Below are 23,375 nucleotides of genomic sequence, written 5' to 3'. Positions count from 1 at the left end.
CGAGGGGTCGTGCCGGCCCCCTACGCCCAGAGCTGGCCCTGGAGCGTTTCGATGGCCGCTTCTGTCGTCTTGGCCGTGTAGACGCCCGTCGACAGGTACTTCCAGCCGCCGTCGGCGACGACGAACACGATGTCCGCCCGCTCGCCGGCCTTGACCGCCTTCTTGCCCACCCCGATCGCCGCGTGCAGCGCCGCCCCCGTGGAGACGCCCGCGAAGATTCCTTCCTGCTGGAGGAGTTCGCGGGTGCGTGTCACCGCGTCCGCCGAGCCGACCGAGAAGCGGGTGGTCAGGACGGACGCGTCGTACAGCTCGGGGACGAAGCCCTCGTCGAGGTTGCGCAGGCCGTACACCAGGTCGTCGTAGCGCGGCTCGGCGGCGACGATCTTGATGTCGGGGAGGTTCTCGCGCAGGTAGCGGCCCACGCCCATGAGCGTGCCCGTGGTGCCGAGGCCCGCCACGAAGTGCGTGATGGTCGGGAGGTCGGTGAGGATCTCCGGGCCGGTGGTGGCGTAGTGCGCCCCCGCGTTGTCGGGGTTGCCGTACTGGTACAGCATCACCCAGGAGGGGTTCTCCGCCGAGAGCTCCTTGGCGACCCGTACGGCCGTGTTGGAGCCGCCCGCCGCCGGGGACGAGATGATCTTCGCTCCCCACATGGCGAGCAGGTCGCGCCGCTCCTGGGAGGTGTTCTCCGGCATGACGCACACGATGTCGTAGCCCTTGAGGCGGGCCGCCATGGCGAGCGAGATGCCGGTGTTGCCGCTGGTGGGCTCCAGGATGGTGCAGCCCGGCGTCAACCGGCCGTCCTTCTCCGCCTGTTCGACCATGTGGAGCGCGGGGCGGTCCTTGATCGAGCCGGTGGGGTTGCGGTCCTCCAGCTTGGCCCAGATGCGGACGTCTTCCGACGGGGACAGCCTCGGGAGGCGGACGAGCGGCGTGTTGCCGACCGCCGCCAGCGGGGAGTCGTACCGCATCAGACCATGCCGCCGGCGACGGCCGGGAGGATGGTGACGCTGTCGCCGTCGGCGAGCTTGGTGGAGATGCCGTCGAGGAAGCGGACGTCCTCGTCGTTGAGGTAGACGTTCACGAAGCGGCGCAGCTGGCCGCCGTCGACGATGCGCTCCTGGATGCCGGCGTGGCGCGATTCCAGGTCCGTGAAGAGGTCGGCGAGGGTGTCGCCGTTGCCCTCGACGGCCTTGGCGCCGTCGGTGTAGGTGCGGAGGATGGTCGGGATGCGGACCTCGATGGCCATGGCTTTCGACTCCTGTCAGGAGGGTGGCGTGAAAGGCGCGCGGCAGTTCGTCCCCCGCGCAGGGGCAAGCGTGTGCGTGTACGTGTGCCGGACGGCCCGCGGCTCAGGCCGTTCGGGCCGTACAGATTGCGCTGGCGAGCCGGCACAGGTCGACGTGCAGGCGCGCCACGAGCAGCACGGTGCTCGGCGTCGTCTCACTCACGTCGTGGGGAACCATGCGGTCATCGTATAGATTCCCGGCCCACTTGCCGGTATGTGATCTCACATTGTGGGCGAAATGTGCTCGTCACTTGGACACCGGTAGATAGACGACGGTCGGCGAGCCGGTCGTCGGATGGATGCTGACCTCGGCGGACACCCCGTAGACGGTGTGCAGGAGGTCGGTGGTGAGGACCTCTTCGGGGGTGCCGGACGTGACGACCCGGCCGCCGTCCAGGACGTAGATGCGGTCGCAGTAGTACGCCGCGAGGTTCAGGTCGTGCAGGGCGAGCAGGTTGGTCGTGCCCAGGTCGCGGACCAGGCTGAGGATCTCCAGCTGGTAGCGGATGTCCAGGTGGTTGGTCGGCTCGTCGAGTACGACGAGGGACGGCTGCTGGACGAGGGCGCGCGCCGTCAGTGCCCGCTGGCGTTCGCCGCCGGACAGGGACGGGAAGGCGCGCGCCGCGAGGTCCGCGATGCCGACGCGGGCGAGGGCGTCCCGTACGAGGGTGTCGTCGGCGGCCGTGTCCTGTTCCCAGAAGCGCTTGTGCGGGGAGCGGCCCATGGCGACGACCTCCCGGACGGTCAGTTCGAAGCCGCCCTGTCCGCCGTCCTGGGGGACGGTCGCGATGCGCCGGGCGCGGGTCTTGGGGCTCATGGCGTGCAGGTCGTCGCCGTCGAGGAGGACGCGGCCGTGGGTGGGGCGCAGGGTTCCGTACACGCAGCGCAGGAGGGTCGTCTTGCCGCTGCCGTTGGGGCCGACGAGCCCGACGGTCTCGCCGTCGGCGGCGGTCAGGGTGACGTCGTCGACGAGGTGGCGGCCCCCGATGCCGTACGAGAGCCCTTCGGCGGTGAGGGTCGTCATGCGGGGGCTCCTTCGGTCGTGCCGTACGCCCGGCGGCGCAGCAGCCACAGGAAGAAGGGGCCGCCGGTGAGCGCGGTGAGTACGCCGACGGGGATGTCCTGGGGTGCGGCGACCGTACGGGCGGCCAGGTCGGCCAGGACGAGGAAGGCCGCGCCGCCGAGCGCGGCGACGGGCAGCAGCCGGCGGTGTCCGGCGCCGACGGCCATGCGGGCGGCGTGCGGGACCATCAGGCCGACGAAGCCGATCGCGCCGCTGAAGGCGACGAGTACGCCGGTGAGGAGCGAGGCCAGGACGAACACGGCGGCGCGGAAGCGGCCGGTGTCGAGGCCGAGGACGGTGGCGCCCTCCTCGCCGGCCAGGAGCAGGTCGAGCGGCCGGGCGAGGGTGACGAGGAGGGCTGTGCCGAGCGCGAGGACGGTCGTGGGGAGCGCGAGCATGTCCCAGCGGGCGCTGCCGAGGCCGCCGAGGGTCCAGTAGAGGATTTCCTTGAGGTGGTCGGCGCGCGCGGAGGTGACCATCAGCAGGCTGGTCAGGGCGGACAGGATGTAGGAGACGGCCACTCCGGCGAGGAGGAGGCGTCCGGTGGTCATGGCGCCGCCGCCGCGCGCGAGCGCGTGGACGAGGACGAGCGAGGCGAGCGCGCCCGCGAAGCCGGCGAGCGGGACGGTGACGGTGGTGGCGAGGCCGGCGCCGATCCCCAGGACGATGACGCCGACCGCGCCGACGGAGGCGCCGGAGGAGACGCCGAGGAGGAAGGGGTCGGCGAGCGGGTTGCGTACGAGGGCCTGGAGGACGGTGCCGATGACCGCGAGCCCGGCGCCGACGACGGCGCCGAGCAGGACGCGGGGCAGCCGTACGTCGAGGACGATCGTGCGGTACGGGCCCGCGTCGGCGGCGCCGGTGACGATCTCCAGGACCTGCGGGGCGGGGATGCGTACCGAGCCGAGGGCGAGTCCCGCGACCGCCGCTGCCGCGAGGAGGGCGGCGAGCGCGGCGACGAGGAGGGTGTAGCGCAGCCGCCCGCGGGCGGCGGGGGTCTCGCAGCTCACGTCCGTGCCCGCTACTTCTTCAGCTCGGGGTGGAGTTGGCGGGCGAGCTTGTCGACGGCGGCCGGGGCACGTACGCCGAGGACCATGTCGGACAGGGGCAGGACGGCGAAGCGCTTGTTCTTGACGGCGGGGACGTCGGCGAGGGCCGGGTCGTCGAGGAGGCGCTGTTTCTTCTGGGCGACGGTGGTGCTGCCGTAGTCGAGGATGACGATGGCCTCGGGCCGGCGGTCGACGACGGTCTCCCAGGAGGCGTCGGCGAAGGGCTTGGGGAGGTCGGCGAAGACGTTCTCGCCGCCCGCGCGTCCGACCATCTCGTGGCCGATGCCCGCTCCGCCGACGGTGGAGGCGGTCTTGTCGCCGCCGTCGTAGACGAAGACGGAGACCGGGTCGACGCCGGCGAGCTTCTTCTCGGTGGCGGCGTTCACCGCCTTGGCCTCGTCGATCCAGCGCTCGGCGCGGCCGGCGACGCCGAAGGTGCGGCCGACCTCGCGGATCTCCTGGTAGAGGGCTTCCATCGAGGTCTTGCCGTCGGCGCAGTACTCCGTGTTCAGGCGGGAGTCGATGCCGGACTTCTTCAGCGTGTCGCGGCTGCGGCCGTCGCCGGGCGAGAAGGCGGAGGCGTAACCGCCGTACACGAAGTCGGGGTTGGCGGCGAGGAGCTTCTCGTACGAGGGGTACTCCTTGGCGAGCACGGGGGTGGCCTCGTACTGCTTCTCGTACTTGGGGAGCACCTTGTCGTCGAGGTAGGCGGTGCCGACCAGGGACTTGGCGAGGCCGAGCTCCAGCATGACCTCGGTGACGTGCTGGTTCATGGTGACGACGCGGGTGGGCGGTGCCTTGTAGGTCGTCTTCACGCCGCAGTTGGTGACGGTGTACGGGAAGCGGGGGGCCGCTTTCGCGGCGGTCTCCGGTGCGTCGTCCGCCGTGGTGCAGGCGGTGAGGGGGAGCAGGGCGGCGGCGGTTGCGGCGACGGCGGGGAGCGCGCGGCGGGAAAGCCAGGTACGGCCGGACACGGTGGTGCCTCCTCCGGGGGATTTCCTCGTCCCCTGGTCGGTGGTGCGGAAGGCGGCAGGTCAGTTCCTGGCTTCCAGGCATGGCGATGGCCGTGGCGGTCGTCATGACTGGTCACAGTGGCGGGACCGTGCCGGATTCGCACCGGCTTCCTGGGTCCTGCCGCCCGGGTCGTGCACAGTCTGTCACTGCGTCCCGTGTGGAGATCATTCGGGCCGGAGCCTTACGGCGCAGTGGCGGGGCCGGGCTACGCCTCGACCTTGACCTCTTCCTCCGTGATCACGCCGTCCACGATGCGGAACGAGCGGAACTGGAAGGGGCCCGCGTCGTCGGTGTCGGCGGTGGAGACCAGGACGTAGTGCGCGCCGGGCTCGTTCGCGTAGCTGATGTCCGTGCGGGACGGGTACGCCTCGGTCGCCGTGTGCGAGTGGTAGATGATCACGGGCTCTTCGTCCCGGTCGTCCATCTCGCGGTAGAGCTTGAACAGGTCCGAGGAGTCGAACTCGTAGAACGTGGGCGAGCGGGCGGCGTTCAGCATCGGGATGAAGCGCTCGGGGCGCCCGGACCCGGCCGGTCCCGCGACCACGCCGCACGCCTCGTCGGGGTGGTCGGCGCGGGCGTGCGCGACGATCTGGTCGTACAGGGCCTGGGAAAGGGTCAGCATGGGCCCCAGGATAAGCAAAGGGCCCCGCCCGTACCGAGGGATGGTACGGACGGGACCACATGCTGGGATCAGCTCTGCTCGGCGGCAGCCTGCCCGCTGTTGCGCTTCTTCAGCACCAGCCAGGACACGCCCAGCAGCAGCGCCCACAGCGGCGCGCAGTACAGCGAGATGCGCGCGTCCTTGTCGACGCCCATCATCACGATGACCATGCCGATGAAGAGCAGGGCGAACCAGCTCGTGTACGGCGCTCCCGGGGCCCGGAAGGAGGACTTCGGCAGCTCACCGCGGTCGGACTTGGCCCGGTAGCGGATCTGGCTGACCAGGATCATGATCCAGGCCCACATGCCGGAGATGGTCGCGAAGGAGACGACGTAGTTGAACGCCTCGCCCGGCCACTGGTAGTTGATCCACACGCCGACCAGCATCAGGGCGGCGGAGAAGGACGTGCCCACGAGGGGCAGGCCGTTCTTGGTCAGCTTGGTGAAGAACTTCGGGCCCTGGCCGTTGAGCGCGAGGTCGCGCAGCATGCGGCCGGTGGAGTACATGCCCGAGTTGCAGGAGGACAGGGCGGCCGTGAGGACCACGAAGTTGACGATGGCGGCGCCGACGCCGAGGCCCATCTTCTCGAAGGCCGCCACGAACGGCGAGACGCCCGGCTGGAAGTGGGTCCACGGGACGACCGACAGGATCATGATCAGCGCGCCGACGTAGAAGACGGCGATGCGCCACGGGACGGTGTTGATGGCCTTGGGCAGGACCGTCTGCGGGTCCTTGGCCTCGCCCGCCGTGACGCCGACCAGCTCGACGGCGAGGAAGGCGAACATGACCAGCTGGAGGGTCATCAGCGTCTGGCCGATGCCGTTGGGGAAGAAGCCGCCCTGGTCCCAGAGCATGGTGACCGAGGCGGTGTCGCCGGCGTCGGAGAAGCCGAGGGTGAGGATGCCGGCGCAGATGAGGATCATGCCGACGATCGCGGTGACCTTGATCATCGAGAACCAGAACTCCAGCTCACCGAAGAGCTTGACGGAGATCAGGTTCACGCAGAAGAGGAGGACCGTGAAGATCAGGGCGAAGACCCACTGCGGCTGATCGGTCCAGCCGTCGGTGCCCTTGGTCCAGTACTGCATGTACTCGGAGGCCGCGGTGACCTCGGTGATGCCGGTGACGACCCAGAAGAGCCAGTACGTCCAGCCGGTCACGAAGCCGGCGAAGGGGCCGACGAACTCGCGGGCGTACTCCGAGAAGGAGCCGGAGACCGGGCGGTACATGAGGAGCTCACCGAGCGCCCGCATGATGAAGAAGATGACGAGGCCGGCCATGGCGTAGGCCAGGATCAGGCTGGGGCCGGCGATGGAGATGCCCTTGCCCGCGCCGAGGAAGAGGCCGGTGCCGATGGCGCCGCCGATCGCGATCATCTGGATCTGACGGGCCCCGAGTCCGCGCTGGTAACCCTCGCCGGATGTCGCGCCTTCGGCCTCACTGCCGTCGTGCTGCTTGTCGACCTGCACTGAGGTCATGGTGTGTCGCGCCTTTCTCCATGCCGATCCGGCCTTGAACGGCTCGGATCGACTGTGACGATCCTTTGAGGGGCTCGGCCCCCGGATGTGGAATGGAGTTGCGTGCCGGGGTCAGCCGGCGTCAGCGCCCCCGGGGACAGGGGTGGCGTCCCCGGGCGGTCGTGAAGATTTATCACGCCCGCAACAGTGATCCACTGCGCCCAATGTGGCGCACACCACGGGAAAAATGGGACAAGTAACGCCTGGAGCCCCAAAGGGACCCCAGGCGTTAATCCGATCGTTATCCGGATTTGAGTGTCCGTTGAGCGAACGCCATGAGTGATATGTCAGGACAGGTCAGGGCATATTCAGGGCATGAGCGTTTCGACGAGGCTCTCCTGGAGCGCGCCGAGCCACAGGTACGCCATCACCATCGGCTTGCGCGGATCGGAGTCCGGCAGCCGGTACAGCTCCCCGTTCTCGTCCTCGTCGGTGACCTCCAGGCGCGTCCCGATGGTCAGCCGCAGATCGTTGAGCGTGCCGAGCCAGCGCTTGCACTCGTCGTCCGTGAGCTTGAGTACGGCGCCGCCCTCGCCCCCGGTGGCCAGCGTGTCGAGGCTGCGGACGACCGCGAGGGCGTCCTCCCGCTTGCGCTCGCGCAGGTCGTTCTCGGTGAAGCGCCGGAACTCGGCGGAGTTGGCGCGCACCTCGCGCTCGTGCGCGTCGTCGGGATCGGCCTGCGGATCGCCGTACGCGTCGGGGAAGAGCCGGGCGAGCGCGGGGTCGGACGGCGCCTCGCTGGGGCCCTGCGCGAACAGCGCGGCCAGCGGGTCCTCGCCCGCCGCCGGCTGGTCGCCGGGTCCGACCAGTTCGAGCAGTTGTACGGCCAGGCTGCGCAGGATCGAGATCTCGACCTCGTCGAGCGCGACGGCCACGCCGCCGCCGGGGATCTGCTCGAAGAGCCCGGCCATCAGCCGCGGTCCTGCGTGAGGGTCGCCCAGAGTCCGTAGCCGTGCATCGCCTGCACGTCGCGCTCCATCTCCTCGCGGCTGCCGCTGGAGACGACCGCGCGGCCCTTGTGGTGAACGTCCAGCATCAGCTTGTGCGCCTTGTCCTTGGAGTAGCCGAAGTACGTCTGGAAGACATACGCGACATAGCTCATGAGATTGACGGGGTCGTTGTGGACCAGCGTCACCCAGGGGACGTCGGGTTCGGGGACGGCGGAGGTTTCCTCGGCCGATTCCGGGCGTTCGATCTCTGCGGGAGCCGTACTCACTTGTCCCATGGTGCCACCCGGGAGGGACCCTCGCACAAACGGCCACGTAGAAATCGTCACTCTGACGAGATTGGGGGTAGCATCTTTGCCATGAACACTGCGGACCTTGGGCTGCCGGTGGATGTGCCGTCGACAGCGCTCTTCACCGACCAGTACGAGTTCACGATGCTCCAGGCCGCCCTCCGGGCCGGTACCGCCGACCGGCGTTCCGTCTTCGAGGTCTTCACCCGCAGGCTGCCCGAGGGGCGCCGGTACGGCGTGGTGGCGGGCACCGGGCGGGTCATGGACGCCGTGGAGAACTTCCGGTTCGACGCCGGCGTGCTCGGCTTCCTGCGGGAGCACGCGATCGTCGACGAGCCGACGCTGGAGTGGCTCGCCTCGTACCGCTTCACGGGCGACGTGTGGGGCTACCCGGAGGGCGAGGTCTACTTCCCGGGCTCGCCGATCCTTCGCGTCGAGGGCAGCTTCGCCGAGTGCGTGCTCCTGGAGACCGTGATCCTCTCGATCCTCAACCACGACTCGGCCATCGCGGCCGCCGCCTCCCGGATGGCCGCCGCCGCGGGCGGCCGGCCGCTGATCGAGATGGGCGCCCGCCGTACGCACGAGCTGTCCGCCGTCGCCTCGTCCCGCGCGGCGTACGTCGGCGGATTCACCTCCACCTCGGACCTCGCGGCCGGCTTCCGCTACGGCATCCCCACCGTCGGCACCAGCGCGCACGCCTTCACCCTGCTGCACGACAGCGAGCGCGACGCCTTCCAGGCGCAGGTCGCCTCGCTCGGCAGCGGTACGACGCTGCTGGTCGACACGTACGACGTCGCCGAGGCCGTCCGTACCGCCGTCGAGGTGGCCGGGACGGACCTGGGCGCGGTCCGTATCGACTCGGGCGACCTGCTGCTGGTCGCGCACCGGGTGCGCCAGCAGCTCGACGAGCTGGGGGCCACCCGTACTAGGATCGTGGTGACCAGCGACCTCGACGAGTACGCCATCGCCTCGCTCGCGGCGGCACCCGTGGACGCGTACGGCGTCGGAACGCAGCTGGTCACCGGCAGCGGACACCCCACCTGCTCCATGGTCTACAAGCTGGTCGCCAGGGCCGCATCGGCGGACCCGAAGGCGCCGCTCCAGCCGGTGGCGAAGAAGTCGACGGGCGGCAAGACCTCGATCGGCGGGCGCAAGTGGGCGGCGCGCCGGGCGGACGCCCACGGGGTGGCCGAGGCGGAGGTCGTCGGCACCGGGCCCGTACCGCCGGAGCTGGCCGGCCGGCAGCTCCAGGTCGAGCTGGTCAAGGGCGGCGAGGTCGTGGCGCGCGAGCCGCTGGACGACGTACGCGAGCGGCACATCGCGGCGCGCGGGGCCCTGCCGATGTCGGCGGTGCAGCTCTCCAGGGGCGAGCCGGTGATCCCCACCGAGTACGCATGAACGCCGGGTGAGCGGGCAGCGGCAAGCCAGAGGGCGGGCGCCGAGGGCGTCGCCGACCCTCTAGCAGCCAAAGGCCCCCTGCCGCAAGGCCGTTGGAATCTCTACTCTCGGAACCAACGCCCGCACAACAGGACACGCACCCCCCACCGCCTCATCCCCACCGAAGGGCCCCCGCCATGCACCGCGCCTTGATCGTCGTAGACGTTCAGAACGACTTCTGCGAGGGCGGCAGCCTCGCGGTGGCGGGTGGTGCCGACGTCGCCGCCGCCGTCACCGAGCTGATCGGCGAGGCCCCGGCCGGCTACCGCCACGTGGTCGCCACCCGGGACCACCACGTCGACCCGGGCGACCACTTCTCCGCCACCCCGGACTACGTCCGCTCCTGGCCGGTGCACTGCGTCGCCGGTACGGAGGGCGTGGGCTTCCACCCGAACTTCGCGCCGGCCGTCGCCTCGGGCGCCATCGCCGCGGTCTTCGACAAGGGCGCCCATTCGGCGGCGTACAGCGGCTTCGAGGGCACCGACGAGAACGGTGTCGGGCTGGCCGACTGGCTGCGGGCGCGCGGGGTCACCGAGGTGGACGTGGTCGGCATCGCCACCGACCACTGCGTGCGGGCGACGGCCCTGGACGCGGTCCGCGAGGGCTTCACCACGCACGTACTGCTCGACCTGACGGCCGGCGTGTCCGAGGCGACGACGGAGCGGGCGCTGGAGGAGATGCGCGAGGCGGGCGTGGAGCTGTCCGGGAAGCCGGTGGTCTAGCCGGCCGCCCGGGGGCCCGCCGCGCGCCTCCTAGGCCGGGCGTACGGGTCTGAGCAGCGCCCGTATGGGGTGCCAGAGCTCCACCGTCTCCTGCGGCGCCGTACGCCACAGCAGCCCGTCCGGGTGGTGCAGTACGGCGGTGATCTCGTCCGGCGTCGGCGGGTGCGCGTTGCCCCGCAGGTAGACGGCCCGCAGACCGTGGTTCCGCAGCCTGGTCAGGGCGCGGGCCCGGTTCACCGAGTGGACCAGGACGCGGACCATGCGGCCCTCGGCCTCCGGGCTGGGCAGCGTGAGAGCCACCACCACGCTGCCGCCGGGCAGCCGTACGAAACCTCCACCGGACATGCCGATCAATCCCCCATAAGACGTCGTGTCAACAAGAGCTGGTCAAGAGGCATCTAAACGTGAACGGCCGCCGCCCGCTAGAGGGCGACGGCCGTTCATGCTCTGACCTGCGATGTTACGAACTACTTGGTCGACGGACCGACCTTCACGGTGATCGTCGAGCCGCTCTTGGGCTCGCTGACGATCGAGATCTTGGTGTTGGTGTCAGGGACGTCCACACCACCGGTCGGGTTCTCCTTGTACCAGTACGTCCCCTTGCGGTCGTCGAAGACCGGGACGCCCTTCTGCGACGCGAGCTTCAGCGGCACGTTCGCGCTGTGCAGCGTGAAGCCGTCGGTGCGGTACCTGCTGAAGGTCGAGTCGAAGGACTGGATCTTGTTCCGCAGCAGCTTGCCGTCCGCCCACTTCAGCGGCTTGGCGTGCGCGTCGACCGGAAGGATCAGGCCCTTGCCCGGGTGGGCGCTGGTGTTGTTGTCCTTCTGCGAGGTGTCCCACAGCCAGACCATCAGGCCGTTCTGGTACGGGTAGTGCTCCACCCAGCTCGGCCGCGTGGGGGCGAACCCGAAGTTGTACGGGCCGACCTTCAGCGTCCGGTCGTAGGACACGTACTGGCGGTTCTCGGCCAGGTAGTACTGGTCGTACTCCTTGGTGAAGGACTCACCGACGCGCGTGAAGCCCTTGGCCGTCCAGCCGTTGTCGTCGCCCTCGGCGTTGTCGGTGAACAGCGGCTTGCCGTCGGCGGTCACCGTGATCGCGTCGGCCGCGAAGCCCTTGCCGCCCGCGCCGCCGTCCGTCTGGTAGCGGAAGCGCAGGTCGATCTTCTTGCCCGCGTACGCGTCCAGCGGGAAGGCGAGCTTCTTGTACGCGCCGCCCACACCGGTCAGACCCGGCTTGTCGGCGGCGTCGCGCGGGAGCGCCTTGCCGTCGGCCGTGCCGTCGACGGCGTTCCACGTCTTGCCCGCGTCGGCCGAGACCTCGGCGTACAGCCAGTCGTAGTTCGCCTCGATGTCCCACCAGCCCTGGAGCGACAGCTCGGCCTTGGCCTTGCCGGTCAGGTCCACGGAACGGGTCAGGGTGTTCTTGAGGTCGTCGCCCATGTCGCTCCACCACTGCTTGGAGCCCTCGGCGGGCTTCACGACAGTCGTGGTCACGGGCACCTTCGGCAGCTCGACGACGAGCGCCTGCGGGTTCTTGGTGTTGTACGCCGAGACGCCCAGCTTGTGCTTCGACTTCGTCGCGGCCTTGGCCGTGTCGTAGTCGAGCCAGCCCAGCTGGAGCTTGTCCCAGGCGGTCATGTCGCCGGGCAGGTCGCCGATCTCGTTCTTGCCCTTGCCGAGCCAGGAGCCCGCCGACATCAGCGACCAGAAGCCGACGCCGTTCTCGCCCTTGCCCGAGGTGTCGTACAGGTCGGGCAGGCCCAGGTCGTGGCCGTACTCGTGGGCGAAGACGCCGAGGCCGCCGTTCTCCGGCTGCATCGTGTAGTCGCCGACCCAGATGCCGGTCTTGCCGATCTCGGTGCCGCCGGCCGGGTTGTTCGCCGGGCCGGTCTTGCCGGCGTTCGTGCCGTACGCGTACCAGCGGTGCGCCCACAGGGCGTTCTCGCCCTGGGCGCCGCCGCCCGCCGACTCGTCCTCGCCCGCGTGGACGATCTGGAAGTGGTCGATGTAGCCGTCGGACTCGTTGAAGTTGCCGTCGGCGTCGAAGTCGTAGCGGTCCCACTGGTCGTAACCGGAGAGCTGCGCCTTGATCTCGGCGTCCGTCTTGCCCTTGGCCTTCTGGTCGGCGGCCCAGGCGGTGACGCCGTCGCGGACGGTGTCCCAGACGTTGGCGCAGTTGCTGTCGCCGCAGTAGTTGGAGCCGTAGCGGGCCTCGTTGTAGTCGACCTTGACCCAGTCGGAGACCTCGCCGTCGACCGAGTAGCGGCCGGAGGAGGTCTTCTCGTAGTACGTCTTGAGGGAGTCCTTGCCCTTGCCCTCGCCGAAGTACAGCTCCTGGAAGTGCTTCTGGTCGTAGTCCTTCTGCCAGGCCGTCGAGTTGTCCTCGGAACGGTCCGGCTCGGCTATCCGGTTGTGCGCGGGGCCGGGCTCGCCGCCGTACTTCTTGACGGGCGGCTCGGGGCCGTCGCCGTCCGGGTCGAACATGGTGGTGTCGTCGACCTTGTCGCCGAACTCCACCAGGATCGTGAATATCTTGTCGGTCTTCTCGCGGCCCAGCTCGACGTACTTCTTGTCGTCCAGCTTCACGACCTTGGACCCGCCGCGCTTGTGCACGGTGGCATCGCCGGCGAGGACCTGCTCCAGGGCCGCCTTGCGCTCCAACTCCTGCTGTTTACTGAAGGGTCCTTCGAGATCGTGCTCGACATGGCCCTTCGCGGGCGCCGGGTCGCGGCGCTCGATGCCGGCCGTGTCCTTCGCGCCCGCCGGGTGGTCGTCGGCCCGGACGGTGGCGAATGCGGATCCCGTCGCGGCGGTCGCGGCCATGGCCACGACTACGGCGGCGGCTGCGATCCGCCCTCTGTTGGTGGTCACTTGATGATGTCCTCCCCCGCGGGCCGCGTCAGCACGGAAGAGGGTGAGGGGTTCCGGGCGCGGCGCGCGTCTCAAGTGACGACATTCGACCGGAGTTGCCGAAGAAAAGACAGATCTTGACTTGAGCAGCTCAAGTGCACTATGTAGATGTTCAGTTCCGGATAGCGGACGCTTTCGCCCGGGTGCGACCCGGCCGCAGGGCGCGTCGATCCCACCTGTCGGGACGGGAAATGACTCTGTGCGCCCCCGATGCACCGGCACCGTGGGTTAGGTCACGCTTACTACCCGTTCCGTGCGGGCACTCACCGTCGTAGAGTCGCCTGGAGTGCGACCCGGATGAGAAGACCCCCCTACCGCTGCTCCGAGGACGGAAATCGCCATGCCGCGTCCGACTGCCGCACAGTTCGCATACGGTTCAGCCACAGTCGTCTTCTCGACCCTCGCCATGCTGCTGCTGTCCGGGACGGCGTCGGGCATCGGCGTCGCGGTCATCGCCCTGGCCGCGCTCGCGATGGGCCTGCTGGTCGCGCTGACGGTGCCCACGCCGAAGCCGGCGCGCACGGCCCGCGGTACGAACAGTGCGGCCGCCGGCGGGACGGTCCCCGCGGCGGCCGGCACCGGCTCGGCAGGCACGGGCTCCGGCAGTTCCGACAGCTCCGGCAACGAGGCACGGGTGCCTGGACCGCGCCCCGCCGCCTCGTCCTCCGGGCCCTCCTCACGGGCCCGTTCGGCGGTCGGCGGGCACTCGCTACGCGGTTGAGACCACCACGGTCTTCGCCGCCTTGTCGTGCAGGCCCTGTTTGTAGGGCTTGTCGACCAGGATCATCACCAGGTTGATGAGCCACCACAGGCAGAAGCAGCAGATCAGCGCGGGCACCCACAGGACGACGGCACGCAGCAGCGACGCGTTGGTCTCGGGGACCATGCCGCTGTTGAGCATCGCGACGCGCAGGTTCATGAGCCGCTTGCCGACGGTCCGGCCGTCCTTGGCCGTCATGTAGGTGTCGTAGCCGATGTACACGACCATGGTGACGAGCTGCCAGATCAGCGACTTGGCGTCCGACATGGTCGAGACTTCGTCCCAGTCGTCGCTGTTGTAGCTGTCGAACATGCCCAGCAGCCAGCCGATGAGCCCCAGCGGGACGCCGACGATCAGCACGTCGATGATGCGGGCCGCGATGCGCTTGCCGGTGGGGGCGAGCGGCGGCATCCCGGCGAGCGGGTCGGCGGCGCCGCCGCTGTAGGGCGGCGGCGGGGTGCCGTACGGGGGGCCGCCGTAAGGAGAGTCCCCGTACGGGGATTCGCCGTACGGGGAACCGCCGCCGGGGCCGGGCCCGGCCGGACCGCCGGGCTCGCCCGGTCCCGCGGGGCCGGCGCCGCCTGTCCCGCCGGTGTCGTACGGTCCGCCGCCGGAGGGAGGCGGCGGGGGCTGCTCCGGCGGCGGCTTCTTGCGGAACGGGTCGTCATCGGACGGCTGGCCGGGCGGCGGCTGGTCGGTGCTCATAACGGCAGTCGACCGCGCCCGCCCGCCGCCCGCATCCGGTCGGGTGCCGTTCGGGGGACTGGCTGCCCGTCAGTCCCCCGCGACGAACGTACGGGCCGCCTTGTCGTGCCAGCACTGGCGCCACGGGCGGTCGAACAGGCACCACGCCGCGTTGACGATGCCGATCCCGAGGACGCCGAGCACTCCGTACACGAGCCAGCGGCGCAGCGCGGCGCCGAACGTCGGGGGCTCGTGCGCCTCGATGTCCCGTACGTGCATGCGGCACAGCTTCTTGCCGAGCGTACGGCCCCACTTGGCGGTCGGCAGCACCTCGTACACCACTCCGACGAGGAGGTAGGCGCCGATGACGATGCCGAGGTAGCCGGCGGTGGTCCCGTCGAGCAGCCATACGGTCACGGTCTCGCCGGAGAGCTTCGCCGCCTCGATCTTGTCGTCGATGTGTGCGAGCGCGGCCGTTCCGAGGGGTACGGCGACCGCGCTGAGCACGGCGCCGAGGACGAGCGTGTCGATCAGCCGTGCGGCCAGCCGCTTGGCGAGGCCGGCGGGCCTGGCCGCGGCCTGGGCCTGGGCGGCCTGGAGGAACGGATCGCTGACCGGCGGCTTCCACGGCACGACGGGCGTCCCGCCCGCCTCGTCCTGGTCCGGCTGCGCGAGCCGGTGCACCTGCTGCGCCCAGGAGGCGGCCCCGCCTCCGGCCCCGGCGGAAACAGGGGCGGCACCCGCCGCTCCCCCGTCCGGCGTCGTCTGCGCCGCCCCGGGGATCCGGCCGTGCGCGGGGGCCTGTGCGGCTGCGGCGCCCTGCCCGTGGGCCTGGGCCCGGCCGGGGGTCTGCGCGGGCCCGGTGGCCTGCGCGTGCGCGCCCGCGTGGAACTGCCCCGCAGCGGGCGCCTGTCCGGGGACCTGCACCGGCCCCTGCGCGGGAGCCTGTGCGGCGCCCGATCCCTGGCCGGGGGTCTCGCCCTGCGCCGGGGGCTGGGGGCGGCTCTGGCCCGGGACTTGGGGCCGGCCCGCTCCCGGGGTCATGGTCCTGATGGCCATCGTGCCATCGGCGCGGGCCGTGTGCGGGGACTCCCCGTCGCCGCGGCGCAGGGCACGCATGGTGACCGTGCCGTTGTCGGGGGGCGAGGTCCGGCCCGGCGTGCGGACGCCGGGCAGCGCGCCTCCGCTGGGGTCGGCCGCTGCCCCGCGCGGGTCACGCTCGCCGGGGGCGGCGGGCGCCGGGCCGGGGGCGGCTTCCGGCGCGGAGCCGCCCGTACGCCGGAGGTCGACACCGCCGCCCGCACGGCGCTGCTCGCCGGAGGACTGGCCGGGCGCCGCCTGGGCCCGCCGGGGATCTCCCGTCCCCTGGGCGGGGGAACCGCCGCCGGGGGTGGACGTACGGCCGGGCCCCGACTCCTCGGCGGCAGCGGCCGGCCGTCCGCCGGAACCGGAGGGGGCGCCGCCGGAACCGGCCGGGGCGGGTGCGCCGCCGGAGTCCGGGGCGGTGGAGCCCCAGGAGACCCGGCGGTCGCGGTCACCGCCGAATCCGGTCTGACGGGACGTGTCCGCCTGCCAGGCCGACGCGGGTTCCGGGGTGTTGCCGTGCAGGTGCGCGCCCTCGGGTTCCTCGTCGAAGAAGAGGGGGCCGGTCTCCTCCACGGACGGAGTGGGGGCGGGAGCCGGACTCGCCGCTCCCGTTGGCCCGGCGGGCGTTCCCTCGTCGTCCGACGGGGCGGGGCGACTGGTACCGGGCACCCATGAGGCCCCGTTCCAGAACCGGACGTAACCGGGGATGGACGGGTCGGGATAGTAGCCAGGAGTGGGGCTGCTGTCGCCGCTGGCCGGGGTGGGGGCGCTCATCACCGTGTCCCGTATCTAGTCGATGGCCTCGTTATCGAGGTCCACATCTATCAGACCGCCGCGACGCGCCGGGCCGGTCCCAAGGGAAGCACTTCTTTCCGGGTATTCCCAGAACGTGTCCAGAGCCTTTCCAGACCCTTCGAAGTTGTCGCCGGAAGTCGCGTAATGAACCCGGGGCACGCCCCTCTCTGCTTGTGAGGCCCACGCAAGGGGGCCGCAACCCGCACGGAGAGGAACAACCGCATGCACACCGTGGTGGAACGCGAACTCGAGCTCAACCTGGTGCTGTCGCCCGAGCGCAGCATCCCGGTCCCGGCCCGGCTGTCCTACCGTACGGACGACCCGTACGCCGTGCACATCACCTTCCACGTCGGCTCCGACTCCCCGGTGGACTGGACGTTCGCCCGCGAGCTGTTCGTCGAGGGCGTGTTCCGGCCCTGCGGCCACGGTGACGTCCGGGTCTGGCCGGCCAAGGTCGATTCCCGCAGCGTGGTCTGCGTGGCCCTGACGTCGCCCGACGGGGACGCTCTCCTGGAGGTCCCGTCGCCCGCGGTGTCCGCCTGGCTGGAGCGGACGTTGCGGGCGGTGCCGCCGGGGACGGAGCGGGAGCGGCTCGGCATCGACGAGGCGCTGGCCGCGCTGCTGGCGCGGACTCCGGCCGACGACCTGTGGCCGCGCGCCCCGTGGCTGTCGGACGAGTCCGGGGACGGCGAGGCGTGAGGGGTACGGGCACCTCGGCGCCCGGTCTTTCGCCTGGTGGCCGTACGTCCCGGACCTCAGAAGACCTTGCCCGGATTGAGGAGCCCGAGCGGGTCGAAGGCCACCTTGACCGCGCGCTGCAACTCCAACCCCACGGGCCCCAGTTCGCGGGCGAGCCATTCTCTCTTCAGTACGCCGACACCGTGCTCGCCGGTGATCGTGCCGCCGAGCTCCAGGCCGAGCGCCATGATCTCGTCGAAGGACTCGCGGGCGCGCCGCGACTCGTCCTCGTCCAGGTGGTCGAAGCAGACCACCGGATGCGTGTTGCCGTCACCGGCGTGCGCGCAGACGCCGACGACGAGGTCGTACTTCTCCGCGATGACGGCGGTGCCCTCCAGCATCGCGCCGAGCTTCGAGCGCGGTACGCACACGTCGTCGATCATCGTCGCGGACTTGACCGCTTCGAGCGCCGTCAGCGACATCCGCCGTGCTTGCAGGAGGAGTTCGGACTCGGCGGCGTCGTCGGCGGGGACGACCGAGACGGCGCCGGCCGCAGTGCACAGTTCTCCGACCGCGGCGAGGTCGGCGGCGGGGTCCGGGGTGTCGAAGGCGGCGAGCAGCAGCGCCTCGGTGGTCTCCGGCAGGCCCATGTGGGCCAGCTTGTTGACGGCCCGCAGCGTCGTGCGGTCCATGAGTTCGAGCAGCGACGGCGCGTGGCCGCGCGCCATGATCTCGCAGACGGCGTCGCAGGCGGCGGCCGCGGAGGGGAACTCGGCGGCGAGGACGAGCTGCCGCGGCGGGGCGGGCTTGAGTCCGAGCACCGCCCCGACCACGATGCCGAGCGTGCCTTCCGAGCCGACGAAGAGGCGGGTGAGGTCGTAGCCGGCCACGCCCTTGGCCGTGCGCCGCCCGGTCCGCAGGAGCCGGCCGTCGGCGAGTACGACATCCAGGCCCAGCACGTACTCGGCGGTCACCCCGTACTTCACGCAGCACAGTCCGCCGGCGGCCGTGCCGATGTTTCCGCCGATGGTGCACGTCTCCCAACTCGACGGGTCCGGGGGGTAGTACAGCCCTTTCTCGGCCACGGCCCGCGACAGGACCGCGTTGATCACCCCGGGCTCGACCACGGCGACGCGGTCGACGGCGCTGATCTCCAGGATCCGGTCCATCCTGACCAGGGACAGCACGACGCAGCCGTCGGTGGCGTTGGCGGCACCGGACAGCCCCGTCCGCGCGCCCTGCGGAACGACGGGTACGCGCAGCGCGGTCGCGGTGCGCATGACGTGCTGGACCTGCTCGACGGTGCGCGGCAGGACGACGGCGGCCGGTGCTCCCGCCTCACAGAATCCGGCCATGTCGCGGGCGTACGAGGCCATGACGTCCGGGTCGGTGATCAATGCCTCGGGCGGCAGGCCCGCGCGCAGCTGTACGAGAAGATCGTCCATGGTTCCCAGCGTGTCACCCGGGGCCATCGGTGTGAACCCGTCGCCGATCCACTTCGCCTCCGCGGATGTGCTCGTCGTACCGGCGCACAGTGAGCGGCATGGAGACCGAACAGCAGGTGAAGCGGCGGTGGCCCCGCGCCGTGCTCGCGGGTGCGGCGGTGCTGGTCGTCGCGGGGGTGCTCGTAACGGAGGGGCTGAACGAGGCCCCGCCGCCGTCGCCGGGCGCCGTCGGCCGCGCGATGGCCGCGGTCGAGGCCGTGGGCGCCGGTGTCCCCGCCTCTCCCGCCGACCTGAGCGCGCTGATCGGCGACCGTACGGCGTGGCTGCGCGAGCACCCCGGGGACGAGCACTCTTGGTCGGTCCTCGGCTCGGCCTATCTGGAGCGGGGCCGCTGGACGGCCGACCCGGCCGACTTCCCGCGCGCCGAGATGGCGCTGCGTCACTCCCTGTCCGTACGGCCGCGGGGCAATCCCGAGGCGGAGGTCGGTCTCGCGGCGCTCGCCCACGCGCGCGGCGACCACCGGGCCGCGAGGAAGTGGGCCGAGGCGGTGCGGAAGCGGTCGCCGCGGCGCTGGACCGTGTACCCGGTCCTGGTCGGCGCGTACACGCGGCTCGGTGACCAGGAGGCGGCCGCCGGGGCGGTGGAGAAGCTGGAGGCGCTGCGGCCGGGCGCGTGGGCGCGGCTGCTGGCGGCGGACGTCTACCGCGACCGGGGCTGGCGGGAGGACGCGGCGGCGACGCTGTCGGACGCGACGGCGCTCGCGGGCTCGACCGCGGAGAAGGTGACGTGCCTGCACCGCTCGGGTGAACTGGCGTGGGAGCGGGGTGAGCCGGAGGAGGCCCTGCGCCACTACGAGGCGGCCCTGCGGACGGATCCCGGCTACGGCAGGGCACGGGCGGGCCGCGCCCGCGTCATGGCGGCGCTGGGCCGTCCGTCCGACGCGGAGGTCGACTACCGCGCGGCGATCAGCGACACCCCGCTCCCGGAGTTCCATCTGGAGTACGGCGAGCTGCTCCAGTCCCTGGACCGCGGGCCCGAGGCCGAGGACCAGTACGCCCTCGTACGGGAAGGGGTGGCGGCCGCGCGCAAGCGTGGCGGCGGCCGGAACGAGCTCCTCCTCGGGCGGCTGGACGCGGACCACGGCGATCCGGCCGCGGCGGTGCGGCGGCTGCGGGCGGAATGGCGGCGGCACCCGGACGCGCACGTCGCGGACGCGCTGGCCTGGGCGCTGCACCGGTCCGGTGGGGCGAGGAATCGCGGCGAGGCGCTGAAGTACGCGCGCAGGGCCACGGAGCACGGCTTGCGCAACGCGCTGTTCTTCTACCACCTGGGGACGATCGAACGGGCGATGCGGGAGTACGGCGCGGCCAGGCGCCACCTGGAGGAGGCGCTGCGCATCAACCCGGCGTTCTCCCCGCTGCTGGCTCCCGGGGCGTGGGAGGCGCTGCACGCCCTGGGCGACGGCCGCTGACGGCTCAGGCGGCGCCGGGAGGGGCGTGCCGGGGGCCGGGCGGAGCCGCCCGGGGTTACAGGGCCGCTGTGCCGATCAGGGCGTTGCGGGTGACCAGGGACGCCAGGGCGGGTTCGTCCAGGTGCTCCGTGCCGGCGGGGCGGCGCGGCAGGACCATGTAGCGCGTCTCCGACGTGGAGTCCCACACCGTGACGGCCACGTCCGGCGGCAGCACCAGCCCGAACTCGGCCAGCACCGCGCGCGGCTCCCGCACCACCCGTGACCGGTACGCCTCGCTCTTGTACCAGCTCGGAGAGGGCCCCAGCAGCCGGACCGGGTAGCACGAACAGAGCGTGCACACCACGATGTTGTGCGTGCCCGCCGTGTTCTCGACGACGCGCAGCCGCTGCGGCTGCACACCTCCCGCCGACAGCCCCAGCTCCGTGACGGCCTCGGTCCCGTCGGCCAGCAGCCGCTCCCGGAACCCCGGATCGGTCCACGCCCGGGCCACGACGCGCGCTCCCCCGGCCGCCGAGGCGCCGGTGAGGAACGCGTCGATGGCTTCGTCGACGGCCGCGCCGGTGACGATGCCCCGTTCCTCCAGCAGCGTTTCCAGACGCCGTACCCGACGGGAGATCAGAGCGTCGGAGTGAGTGGTCCCGGTCACGGCTGGTCGTCCTCCAGGTAGCTTTCGAACAGGTCGAGGACCACATGGTGCTCGCCCTCGCCCCACAGGTCCCGCGCGGCGAACCGCACGGCGTACACCTGCTCCACGGGCCAGTCGTCGCGCCCCTGCGCCCGCACGTCGGCGAGCGGGGCGCGCCCCTCCGGCTCGATGACGGTGCCGCGTTTGCCACGGGCGTACCGCGGCAGCCGGGTGTGGTGCGGCGGGTCGTGGTGGACGGTACGCACGCGCGCGCCGGGGGCGTAGCGGTCGTCAGTCATCGAGCTCGCCCGCCGCGACCACGCCCTTGCGTTCCAGCAGCGTGCGGATCGCGAAGAACCACCGTTCGTAGTACGACGCCGCGAGGTACTCGGCGGGCGGCATCGACTCGACGGCGTCGCGGAACTCGTCGAGGTTGTAGACCTTCTGGGCGATGAGGGCGCCGTTAAGGGCGAAGACGCGGGCCTCCCAGTCGGCGTGGAAGGGCGCTGTGTCGTCGGTGGTGTCGACGGGCCCGAAGCCCTGCATGCCGCCCACGTCGTTCATCCTGGCCATGCCCGGAAGCTTATGCGTGCTGCTTGTAGTAGATCGAGTACCTGCGCGCACCCGGCTGCCCCGACGCGAACCCCATGCACAGCCGGGGCTTGCCGGTGCGCCGTACGGCGAGGCCCTCGGGTTCGCGGTGGTCGAGGGAGTAGCCGGCCTCGGTGCGGGTGCGCTGGACGAGGCCGCCGGTGCGGATGTCGACGCAGGAGACGTACGCGTTGCCGTGCACGGAGGGCGGGTTGCCGGGTCCGTACGGCTCCCCGGCCAGCTGGTACAGGTAGTTGCCGTGGAGCGCGAAGCCCTGGAAGTCGATGTCCGGGCCGGGGTGCGCGGCGGGCTGGGCGAAGTCGTGCAGAGGTTTGGAGAAGTTGCCCGAGACGGCGTGGGCGAGCGAGAAGACGCGGTAGCGGACCGTGCCGTCGATGCGGTGGCGGACGGCGACGCGCTTGCGGCTCATGTCGACGGAGGGCTGGTTGGCGGTGGAGCCGGGGACGGGGTAGCGGGTGGACTTCGCGGAGCTGCGGCGTACTTGCCGGTCGACGAACCGGAAGCGTGCGATGCCGCGTCCGAACGCCCCGGACTCCGCTGCCCGCCCGTCCGCCTCGGTCCAGATCCAGGTCGCCCCGGCCGCGTCCCGTTCGACGCCCATGCCGACGCCGTGCCCGTGTCCGAGCAGGTACATGTGCCCCAGCCGGTTGCCGCTCAGGTCGAGCCGGTTCAGGCACATGTCGCCGCGCTGCCGGCGCTCCGTGCCGCTGTAGGGCCGGGACTCGCCCGGAAGCCTGATGCCGCCCTGCATGACCTGGACGACGTACAGCCGCTTGCGGGAGTCGTCGAAGGCGAACGACTGGAGGACGGTGGTGTGTCTGAGCTGCTTCTTCCAGTGCCATCTCTTCGACGGCACGGCCAGGTCGATGCGCTCGTCACTCGTACTCGCACTGATGCTGGTCATGGCCATGACTCACGATAGCGACCCCGTGCCCCCCGGGTCAGGGGCGCACGGGGCCGCGCACGCAGCACACGCGGCACAGGGAGCACGCACGGCGCGGCCTCGGGTGAGCGGCGCCGGTCCGGACGAAGGGCGCCGCCCCGGGCGTGCGGCGTGCGGCGTGCGGCGTGCGGCGTGCGGCGTCAGAGGTTGCCGCGCTTCTCCTGCTCCCGCTCGATCGCCTCGAAGAGCGCCTTGAAGTTGCCCTTGCCGAAGCCCATCGAGCCGTGCCGCTCGATCATCTCGAAGAAGACGGTCGGCCGGTCCTGGACCGGCTTGGTGAAGATCTGGAGCAGGTAGCCGTCCTCGTCGCGGTCGACGAGGATCTTCAGCTCGCGCAGCGTCTCGACGGGTACGCGCGTCTCGCCCGCCCACTCGCCGAGCGTGTCGTAGTACGAGTCGGGGGTGTCCAGGAACTGGACGCCGTTCGCCCGCATGCTGCGCACGGTCGCGACGATGTCGTTCGTGGCGAGCGCGATGTGCTGGACGCCGGCGCCGCCGTAGAACTCCAGGTACTCGTCGATCTGCGACTTCTTCTTCGCGATCGCGGGCTCGTTGATCGGGAACTTCACCTTCAGGGTGCCGTCCGCGACGACCTTCGACATGAGCGCGGAGTACTCGGTGGCGATGTCGTCGCCCACGAACTCCTTCATGTTGGTGAAGCCCATGACCTTGTTGTAGAAGGCGACCCACTCGTTCATCTTGCCGAGCTCGACGTTGCCGACGCAGTGGTCGATGGCCTGGAAGGTGCGCTTGGCCGGCGGTTCGACCATCGGGTCGGCCGCGACGAAGCCGGGCAGGTACGGACCGCTGTAGCCCGACCGCTCGACGAGGGTGTGCCGGGTCTTGCCGTACGTCGCGATCGCGGCCAGGACGACGACGCCGTGCTCGTCCTTGACCTCGTGCGGCTCCTCGATGCCGCGCGCGCCGTGCTCCACGGCGTAGGCGTACGCCGCCCGGGCGTCCGGAACCTCGATGGCGAGGTCGACGACGCCGTCGCCGTGCTCGGCCACGTGCTCGGCGAGGAAGCGGCCCCGGTCGGTGGAGGGCTTGATGACAGAGGTGAGGACGAAGCGCGCGGCACCGTTGGTCAGGACGTAACTCGCGGTCTCACGGCTGCCGTTCTCCGGTCCGGAGTAGGCGACGAGCTTCATGCCGAAGGCGGTCGAGTAGTAGTGCGCGGCCTGCTTGGCGTTGCCGACGGCGAAGACGACCGCGTCCATTCCCTTGACCGGGAAGGGGTCGGCCTCGCGCGCGGTGCTCGGGGTGGTGTGGTGCGTGGTCTCAGTCATATCGGCAGAGTCTCTCCGTATCGCAAGCTGCGCAATAGTTCGTTGAAACACTGGGCAATCTGTCCACCGTACTGCGAAAATGGCCG

General features: G+C 71.1%; 25 protein-coding genes and 1 riboswitch. Of the genes, 5 read left to right on the top strand and 20 right to left on the bottom strand.

Features of this window, described 5'->3' with window-relative positions; translation table 11 throughout:
* Positions 1-20: 20 nt before the first annotated feature.
* From AS594_RS21580 to clpS, 10 genes are all read right to left on the bottom strand, one after another.
* Positions 21-971, bottom strand: coding sequence for a PLP-dependent cysteine synthase family protein (locus tag AS594_RS21580; protein WP_069928595.1), 951 nt, complete (start codon positions 969-971; stop codon positions 21-23).
* Positions 971-1,249, bottom strand: a complete 279-nt coding sequence (locus AS594_RS21575) for a MoaD/ThiS family protein (RefSeq protein ID WP_069928594.1) — start codon at positions 1,247-1,249, stop codon at positions 971-973. The genes AS594_RS21580 and AS594_RS21575 overlap by 1 nt, the downstream gene beginning before the upstream one ends.
* 103 nt (positions 1,250-1,352) lie before the next feature.
* Positions 1,353-1,466 (bottom strand): putative leader peptide, encoded by a 114-nt coding sequence (locus AS594_RS47590; RefSeq protein WP_338120175.1) that lies wholly within the window; start codon positions 1,464-1,466, stop codon positions 1,353-1,355.
* A gap of 69 nt (positions 1,467-1,535) precedes the next feature.
* Entirely contained in the window at positions 1,536-2,312 is a 777-nt protein-coding gene (locus AS594_RS21570) for an ABC transporter ATP-binding protein (RefSeq protein WP_069928593.1), read from the bottom strand.
* The gene (locus AS594_RS21565) at positions 2,309-3,361 is read right to left on the bottom strand and encodes a FecCD family ABC transporter permease (RefSeq protein WP_069928592.1); all 1,053 of its coding nucleotides are present in this window, start codon (positions 3,359-3,361) and stop codon (positions 2,309-2,311) included. The genes AS594_RS21570 and AS594_RS21565 overlap by 4 nt, the downstream gene beginning before the upstream one ends.
* Positions 3,362-3,372: 11 nt before the next feature.
* On the bottom strand, positions 3,373-4,311 hold the full coding sequence (locus tag AS594_RS21560) for an ABC transporter substrate-binding protein (RefSeq protein WP_069935954.1): 939 nt from the start codon (positions 4,309-4,311) through the stop codon (positions 3,373-3,375).
* Positions 4,312-4,415: 104 nt separating this feature from the next.
* Positions 4,416-4,550: riboswitch (cobalamin riboswitch) on the bottom strand.
* A gap of 69 nt (positions 4,551-4,619) precedes the next feature.
* Positions 4,620-5,036 (bottom strand): M67 family metallopeptidase, encoded by a 417-nt coding sequence (locus AS594_RS21555; protein WP_069928591.1) that lies wholly within the window; start codon positions 5,034-5,036, stop codon positions 4,620-4,622.
* 68 nt (positions 5,037-5,104) lie between these two features.
* Complete coding sequence (locus tag AS594_RS21550) at positions 5,105-6,553, bottom strand: amino acid permease (RefSeq protein ID WP_069928590.1); 1,449 nt, start codon at positions 6,551-6,553, stop codon at positions 5,105-5,107.
* Between the two features lie 347 nt (positions 6,554-6,900).
* Entirely contained in the window at positions 6,901-7,503 is a 603-nt protein-coding gene (locus AS594_RS21545) for a DUF2017 domain-containing protein (RefSeq protein ID WP_069928589.1), read from the bottom strand.
* Positions 7,503-7,817, bottom strand: coding sequence for an ATP-dependent Clp protease adapter ClpS (gene clpS / locus AS594_RS21540; protein ID WP_037649048.1), 315 nt, complete (start codon positions 7,815-7,817; stop codon positions 7,503-7,505). The genes AS594_RS21545 and clpS overlap by 1 nt, the downstream gene beginning before the upstream one ends.
* Positions 7,818-7,898: 81 nt before the next feature.
* Here clpS and AS594_RS21535 point away from each other — a divergent pair, with 81 nt between their 5' ends.
* Positions 7,899-9,227, top strand: a complete 1,329-nt coding sequence (locus AS594_RS21535) for a nicotinate phosphoribosyltransferase (protein ID WP_069928588.1) — start codon at positions 7,899-7,901, stop codon at positions 9,225-9,227.
* Between the two features lie 176 nt (positions 9,228-9,403).
* Positions 9,404-9,988: an isochorismatase family protein gene (locus tag AS594_RS21530; protein ID WP_069928587.1), complete on the top strand. Its 585-nt coding sequence runs from the start codon at positions 9,404-9,406 to the stop codon at positions 9,986-9,988.
* A gap of 30 nt (positions 9,989-10,018) precedes the next feature.
* On the opposite strand, the gene AS594_RS21525 is transcribed toward AS594_RS21530, so the two are convergent.
* The gene (locus tag AS594_RS21525) at positions 10,019-10,333 is read right to left on the bottom strand and encodes a hypothetical protein (RefSeq protein WP_069930672.1); all 315 of its coding nucleotides are present in this window, start codon (positions 10,331-10,333) and stop codon (positions 10,019-10,021) included.
* A gap of 122 nt (positions 10,334-10,455) precedes the next feature.
* A complete protein-coding gene (locus AS594_RS21520; protein WP_107358072.1) occupies positions 10,456-12,813 on the bottom strand; it encodes an immune inhibitor A domain-containing protein in 2,358 nt (785 codons plus the stop codon).
* A 427-nt stretch (positions 12,814-13,240) separates the two neighbouring features.
* On the opposite strand from AS594_RS21520, the gene AS594_RS21515 reads away from it, so the two are divergent.
* Positions 13,241-13,621: a hypothetical protein gene (locus tag AS594_RS21515; RefSeq protein WP_069928585.1), complete on the top strand. Its 381-nt coding sequence runs from the start codon at positions 13,241-13,243 to the stop codon at positions 13,619-13,621.
* Here the strand turns inward: AS594_RS21515 and AS594_RS21510 are convergent.
* Positions 13,610-14,365, bottom strand: a complete 756-nt coding sequence (locus tag AS594_RS21510; protein WP_069928584.1) for an RDD family protein — start codon at positions 14,363-14,365, stop codon at positions 13,610-13,612. The two genes, AS594_RS21515 and AS594_RS21510, sit on opposite strands and share 12 nt — an antisense overlap.
* A 69-nt stretch (positions 14,366-14,434) precedes the next feature.
* Positions 14,435-16,204, bottom strand: a complete 1,770-nt coding sequence (locus AS594_RS21505) for an RDD family protein (RefSeq protein WP_069928583.1) — start codon at positions 16,202-16,204, stop codon at positions 14,435-14,437.
* Between the two features lie 243 nt (positions 16,205-16,447).
* On the opposite strand from AS594_RS21505, the gene AS594_RS21500 reads away from it, so the two are divergent.
* Entirely contained in the window at positions 16,448-16,924 is a 477-nt protein-coding gene (locus tag AS594_RS21500) for an SsgA family sporulation/cell division regulator (protein WP_069935243.1), read from the top strand.
* A 56-nt stretch (positions 16,925-16,980) separates the two neighbouring features.
* On the opposite strand, the gene AS594_RS21495 is transcribed toward AS594_RS21500, so the two are convergent.
* The gene (locus AS594_RS21495; protein ID WP_069930671.1) at positions 16,981-18,348 is read right to left on the bottom strand and encodes an FAD-binding oxidoreductase; all 1,368 of its coding nucleotides are present in this window, start codon (positions 18,346-18,348) and stop codon (positions 16,981-16,983) included.
* A gap of 98 nt (positions 18,349-18,446) precedes the next feature.
* Here AS594_RS21495 and AS594_RS21490 point away from each other — a divergent pair, with 98 nt between their 5' ends.
* On the top strand, positions 18,447-19,820 hold the full coding sequence (locus AS594_RS21490; protein ID WP_069935242.1) for a tetratricopeptide repeat protein: 1,374 nt from the start codon (positions 18,447-18,449) through the stop codon (positions 19,818-19,820).
* A 55-nt stretch (positions 19,821-19,875) separates the two neighbouring features.
* Here AS594_RS21490 and nthA read toward each other — a convergent pair whose 3' ends face one another.
* The 5 genes from nthA to hppD all read right to left on the bottom strand — a co-directional run bounded on the left by nthA (position 19,876) and on the right by hppD (position 23,289).
* Positions 19,876-20,466, bottom strand: a complete 591-nt coding sequence (gene nthA / locus AS594_RS21485; RefSeq protein WP_069935241.1) for a nitrile hydratase subunit alpha — start codon at positions 20,464-20,466, stop codon at positions 19,876-19,878.
* Positions 20,463-20,744, bottom strand: coding sequence for an SH3-like domain-containing protein (locus AS594_RS47585; protein WP_069935240.1), 282 nt, complete (start codon positions 20,742-20,744; stop codon positions 20,463-20,465). Before AS594_RS47585 ends, nthA begins: the two co-directional genes overlap by 4 nt.
* Positions 20,737-21,018, bottom strand: coding sequence for an SH3-like domain-containing protein (locus tag AS594_RS47580; RefSeq protein ID WP_069928578.1), 282 nt, complete (start codon positions 21,016-21,018; stop codon positions 20,737-20,739). Before AS594_RS47580 ends, AS594_RS47585 begins: the two co-directional genes overlap by 8 nt.
* Positions 21,019-21,028: 10 nt before the next feature.
* The gene (locus AS594_RS21470; RefSeq protein ID WP_069935953.1) at positions 21,029-21,961 is read right to left on the bottom strand and encodes a phage baseplate protein; all 933 of its coding nucleotides are present in this window, start codon (positions 21,959-21,961) and stop codon (positions 21,029-21,031) included.
* A 179-nt stretch (positions 21,962-22,140) separates the two neighbouring features.
* On the bottom strand, positions 22,141-23,289 hold the full coding sequence (hppD, locus tag AS594_RS21465; protein ID WP_069928577.1) for a 4-hydroxyphenylpyruvate dioxygenase: 1,149 nt from the start codon (positions 23,287-23,289) through the stop codon (positions 22,141-22,143).
* Positions 23,290-23,375 lie beyond the last annotated feature (86 nt).

Origin of the sequence: Streptomyces agglomeratus (assembly GCF_001746415.1) — a bacterium.
GTDB classification, from domain to species: domain Bacteria; phylum Actinomycetota; class Actinomycetes; order Streptomycetales; family Streptomycetaceae; genus Streptomyces; species Streptomyces agglomeratus.
The sequence above is the reverse complement of the archived record's forward strand: the minus strand, read 5'-3'. Positions and strand labels throughout refer to the sequence as shown.

Excerpts from the sequence above, each read along its gene's own strand:
- AS594_RS21530 (WP_069928587.1), top strand. The coding sequence starts at position 9,404 with ATGCACCGCGCCTTGATCGTCGTAGACGTTCAGAACGACTTCTGCGAG.
- AS594_RS47590 (WP_338120175.1), bottom strand. The coding sequence starts at position 1,466 with ATGGTTCCCCACGACGTGAGTGAGACGACGCCGAGCACCGTGCTGCTC.
- AS594_RS21500 (WP_069935243.1), top strand. The coding sequence starts at position 16,448 with ATGCACACCGTGGTGGAACGCGAACTCGAGCTCAACCTGGTGCTGTCG.
- AS594_RS21505 (WP_069928583.1), bottom strand. The coding sequence starts at position 16,204 with ATGAGCGCCCCCACCCCGGCCAGCGGCGACAGCAGCCCCACTCCTGGC.
- AS594_RS21470 (WP_069935953.1), bottom strand. The coding sequence starts at position 21,961 with ATGACCAGCATCAGTGCGAGTACGAGTGACGAGCGCATCGACCTGGCC.
- AS594_RS21495 (WP_069930671.1), bottom strand. The coding sequence starts at position 18,348 with ATGGACGATCTTCTCGTACAGCTGCGCGCGGGCCTGCCGCCCGAGGCA.
- AS594_RS21520 (WP_107358072.1), bottom strand. The coding sequence starts at position 12,813 with ATGGCCGCGACCGCCGCGACGGGATCCGCATTCGCCACCGTCCGGGCC.
- AS594_RS21555 (WP_069928591.1), bottom strand. The coding sequence starts at position 5,036 with ATGCTGACCCTTTCCCAGGCCCTGTACGACCAGATCGTCGCGCACGCC.
- AS594_RS21545 (WP_069928589.1), bottom strand. The coding sequence starts at position 7,503 with ATGGCCGGGCTCTTCGAGCAGATCCCCGGCGGCGGCGTGGCCGTCGCG.
- AS594_RS21510 (WP_069928584.1), bottom strand. The coding sequence starts at position 14,365 with ATGAGCACCGACCAGCCGCCGCCCGGCCAGCCGTCCGATGACGACCCG.
- hppD (WP_069928577.1), bottom strand. The coding sequence starts at position 23,289 with ATGACTGAGACCACGCACCACACCACCCCGAGCACCGCGCGCGAGGCC.
- AS594_RS21570 (WP_069928593.1), bottom strand. The coding sequence starts at position 2,312 with ATGACGACCCTCACCGCCGAAGGGCTCTCGTACGGCATCGGGGGCCGC.
- AS594_RS21525 (WP_069930672.1), bottom strand. The coding sequence starts at position 10,333 with ATGTCCGGTGGAGGTTTCGTACGGCTGCCCGGCGGCAGCGTGGTGGTG.
- AS594_RS21535 (WP_069928588.1), top strand. The coding sequence starts at position 7,899 with ATGAACACTGCGGACCTTGGGCTGCCGGTGGATGTGCCGTCGACAGCG.
- AS594_RS47585 (WP_069935240.1), bottom strand. The coding sequence starts at position 20,744 with ATGACTGACGACCGCTACGCCCCCGGCGCGCGCGTGCGTACCGTCCAC.
- AS594_RS21575 (WP_069928594.1), bottom strand. The coding sequence starts at position 1,249 with ATGGCCATCGAGGTCCGCATCCCGACCATCCTCCGCACCTACACCGAC.
- clpS (WP_037649048.1), bottom strand. The coding sequence starts at position 7,817 with ATGGGACAAGTGAGTACGGCTCCCGCAGAGATCGAACGCCCGGAATCG.
- AS594_RS21490 (WP_069935242.1), top strand. The coding sequence starts at position 18,447 with ATGGAGACCGAACAGCAGGTGAAGCGGCGGTGGCCCCGCGCCGTGCTC.
- AS594_RS47580 (WP_069928578.1), bottom strand. The coding sequence starts at position 21,018 with ATGGCCAGGATGAACGACGTGGGCGGCATGCAGGGCTTCGGGCCCGTC.
- AS594_RS21580 (WP_069928595.1), bottom strand. The coding sequence starts at position 971 with ATGCGGTACGACTCCCCGCTGGCGGCGGTCGGCAACACGCCGCTCGTC.
- AS594_RS21515 (WP_069928585.1), top strand. The coding sequence starts at position 13,241 with ATGCCGCGTCCGACTGCCGCACAGTTCGCATACGGTTCAGCCACAGTC.
- AS594_RS21550 (WP_069928590.1), bottom strand. The coding sequence starts at position 6,553 with ATGACCTCAGTGCAGGTCGACAAGCAGCACGACGGCAGTGAGGCCGAA.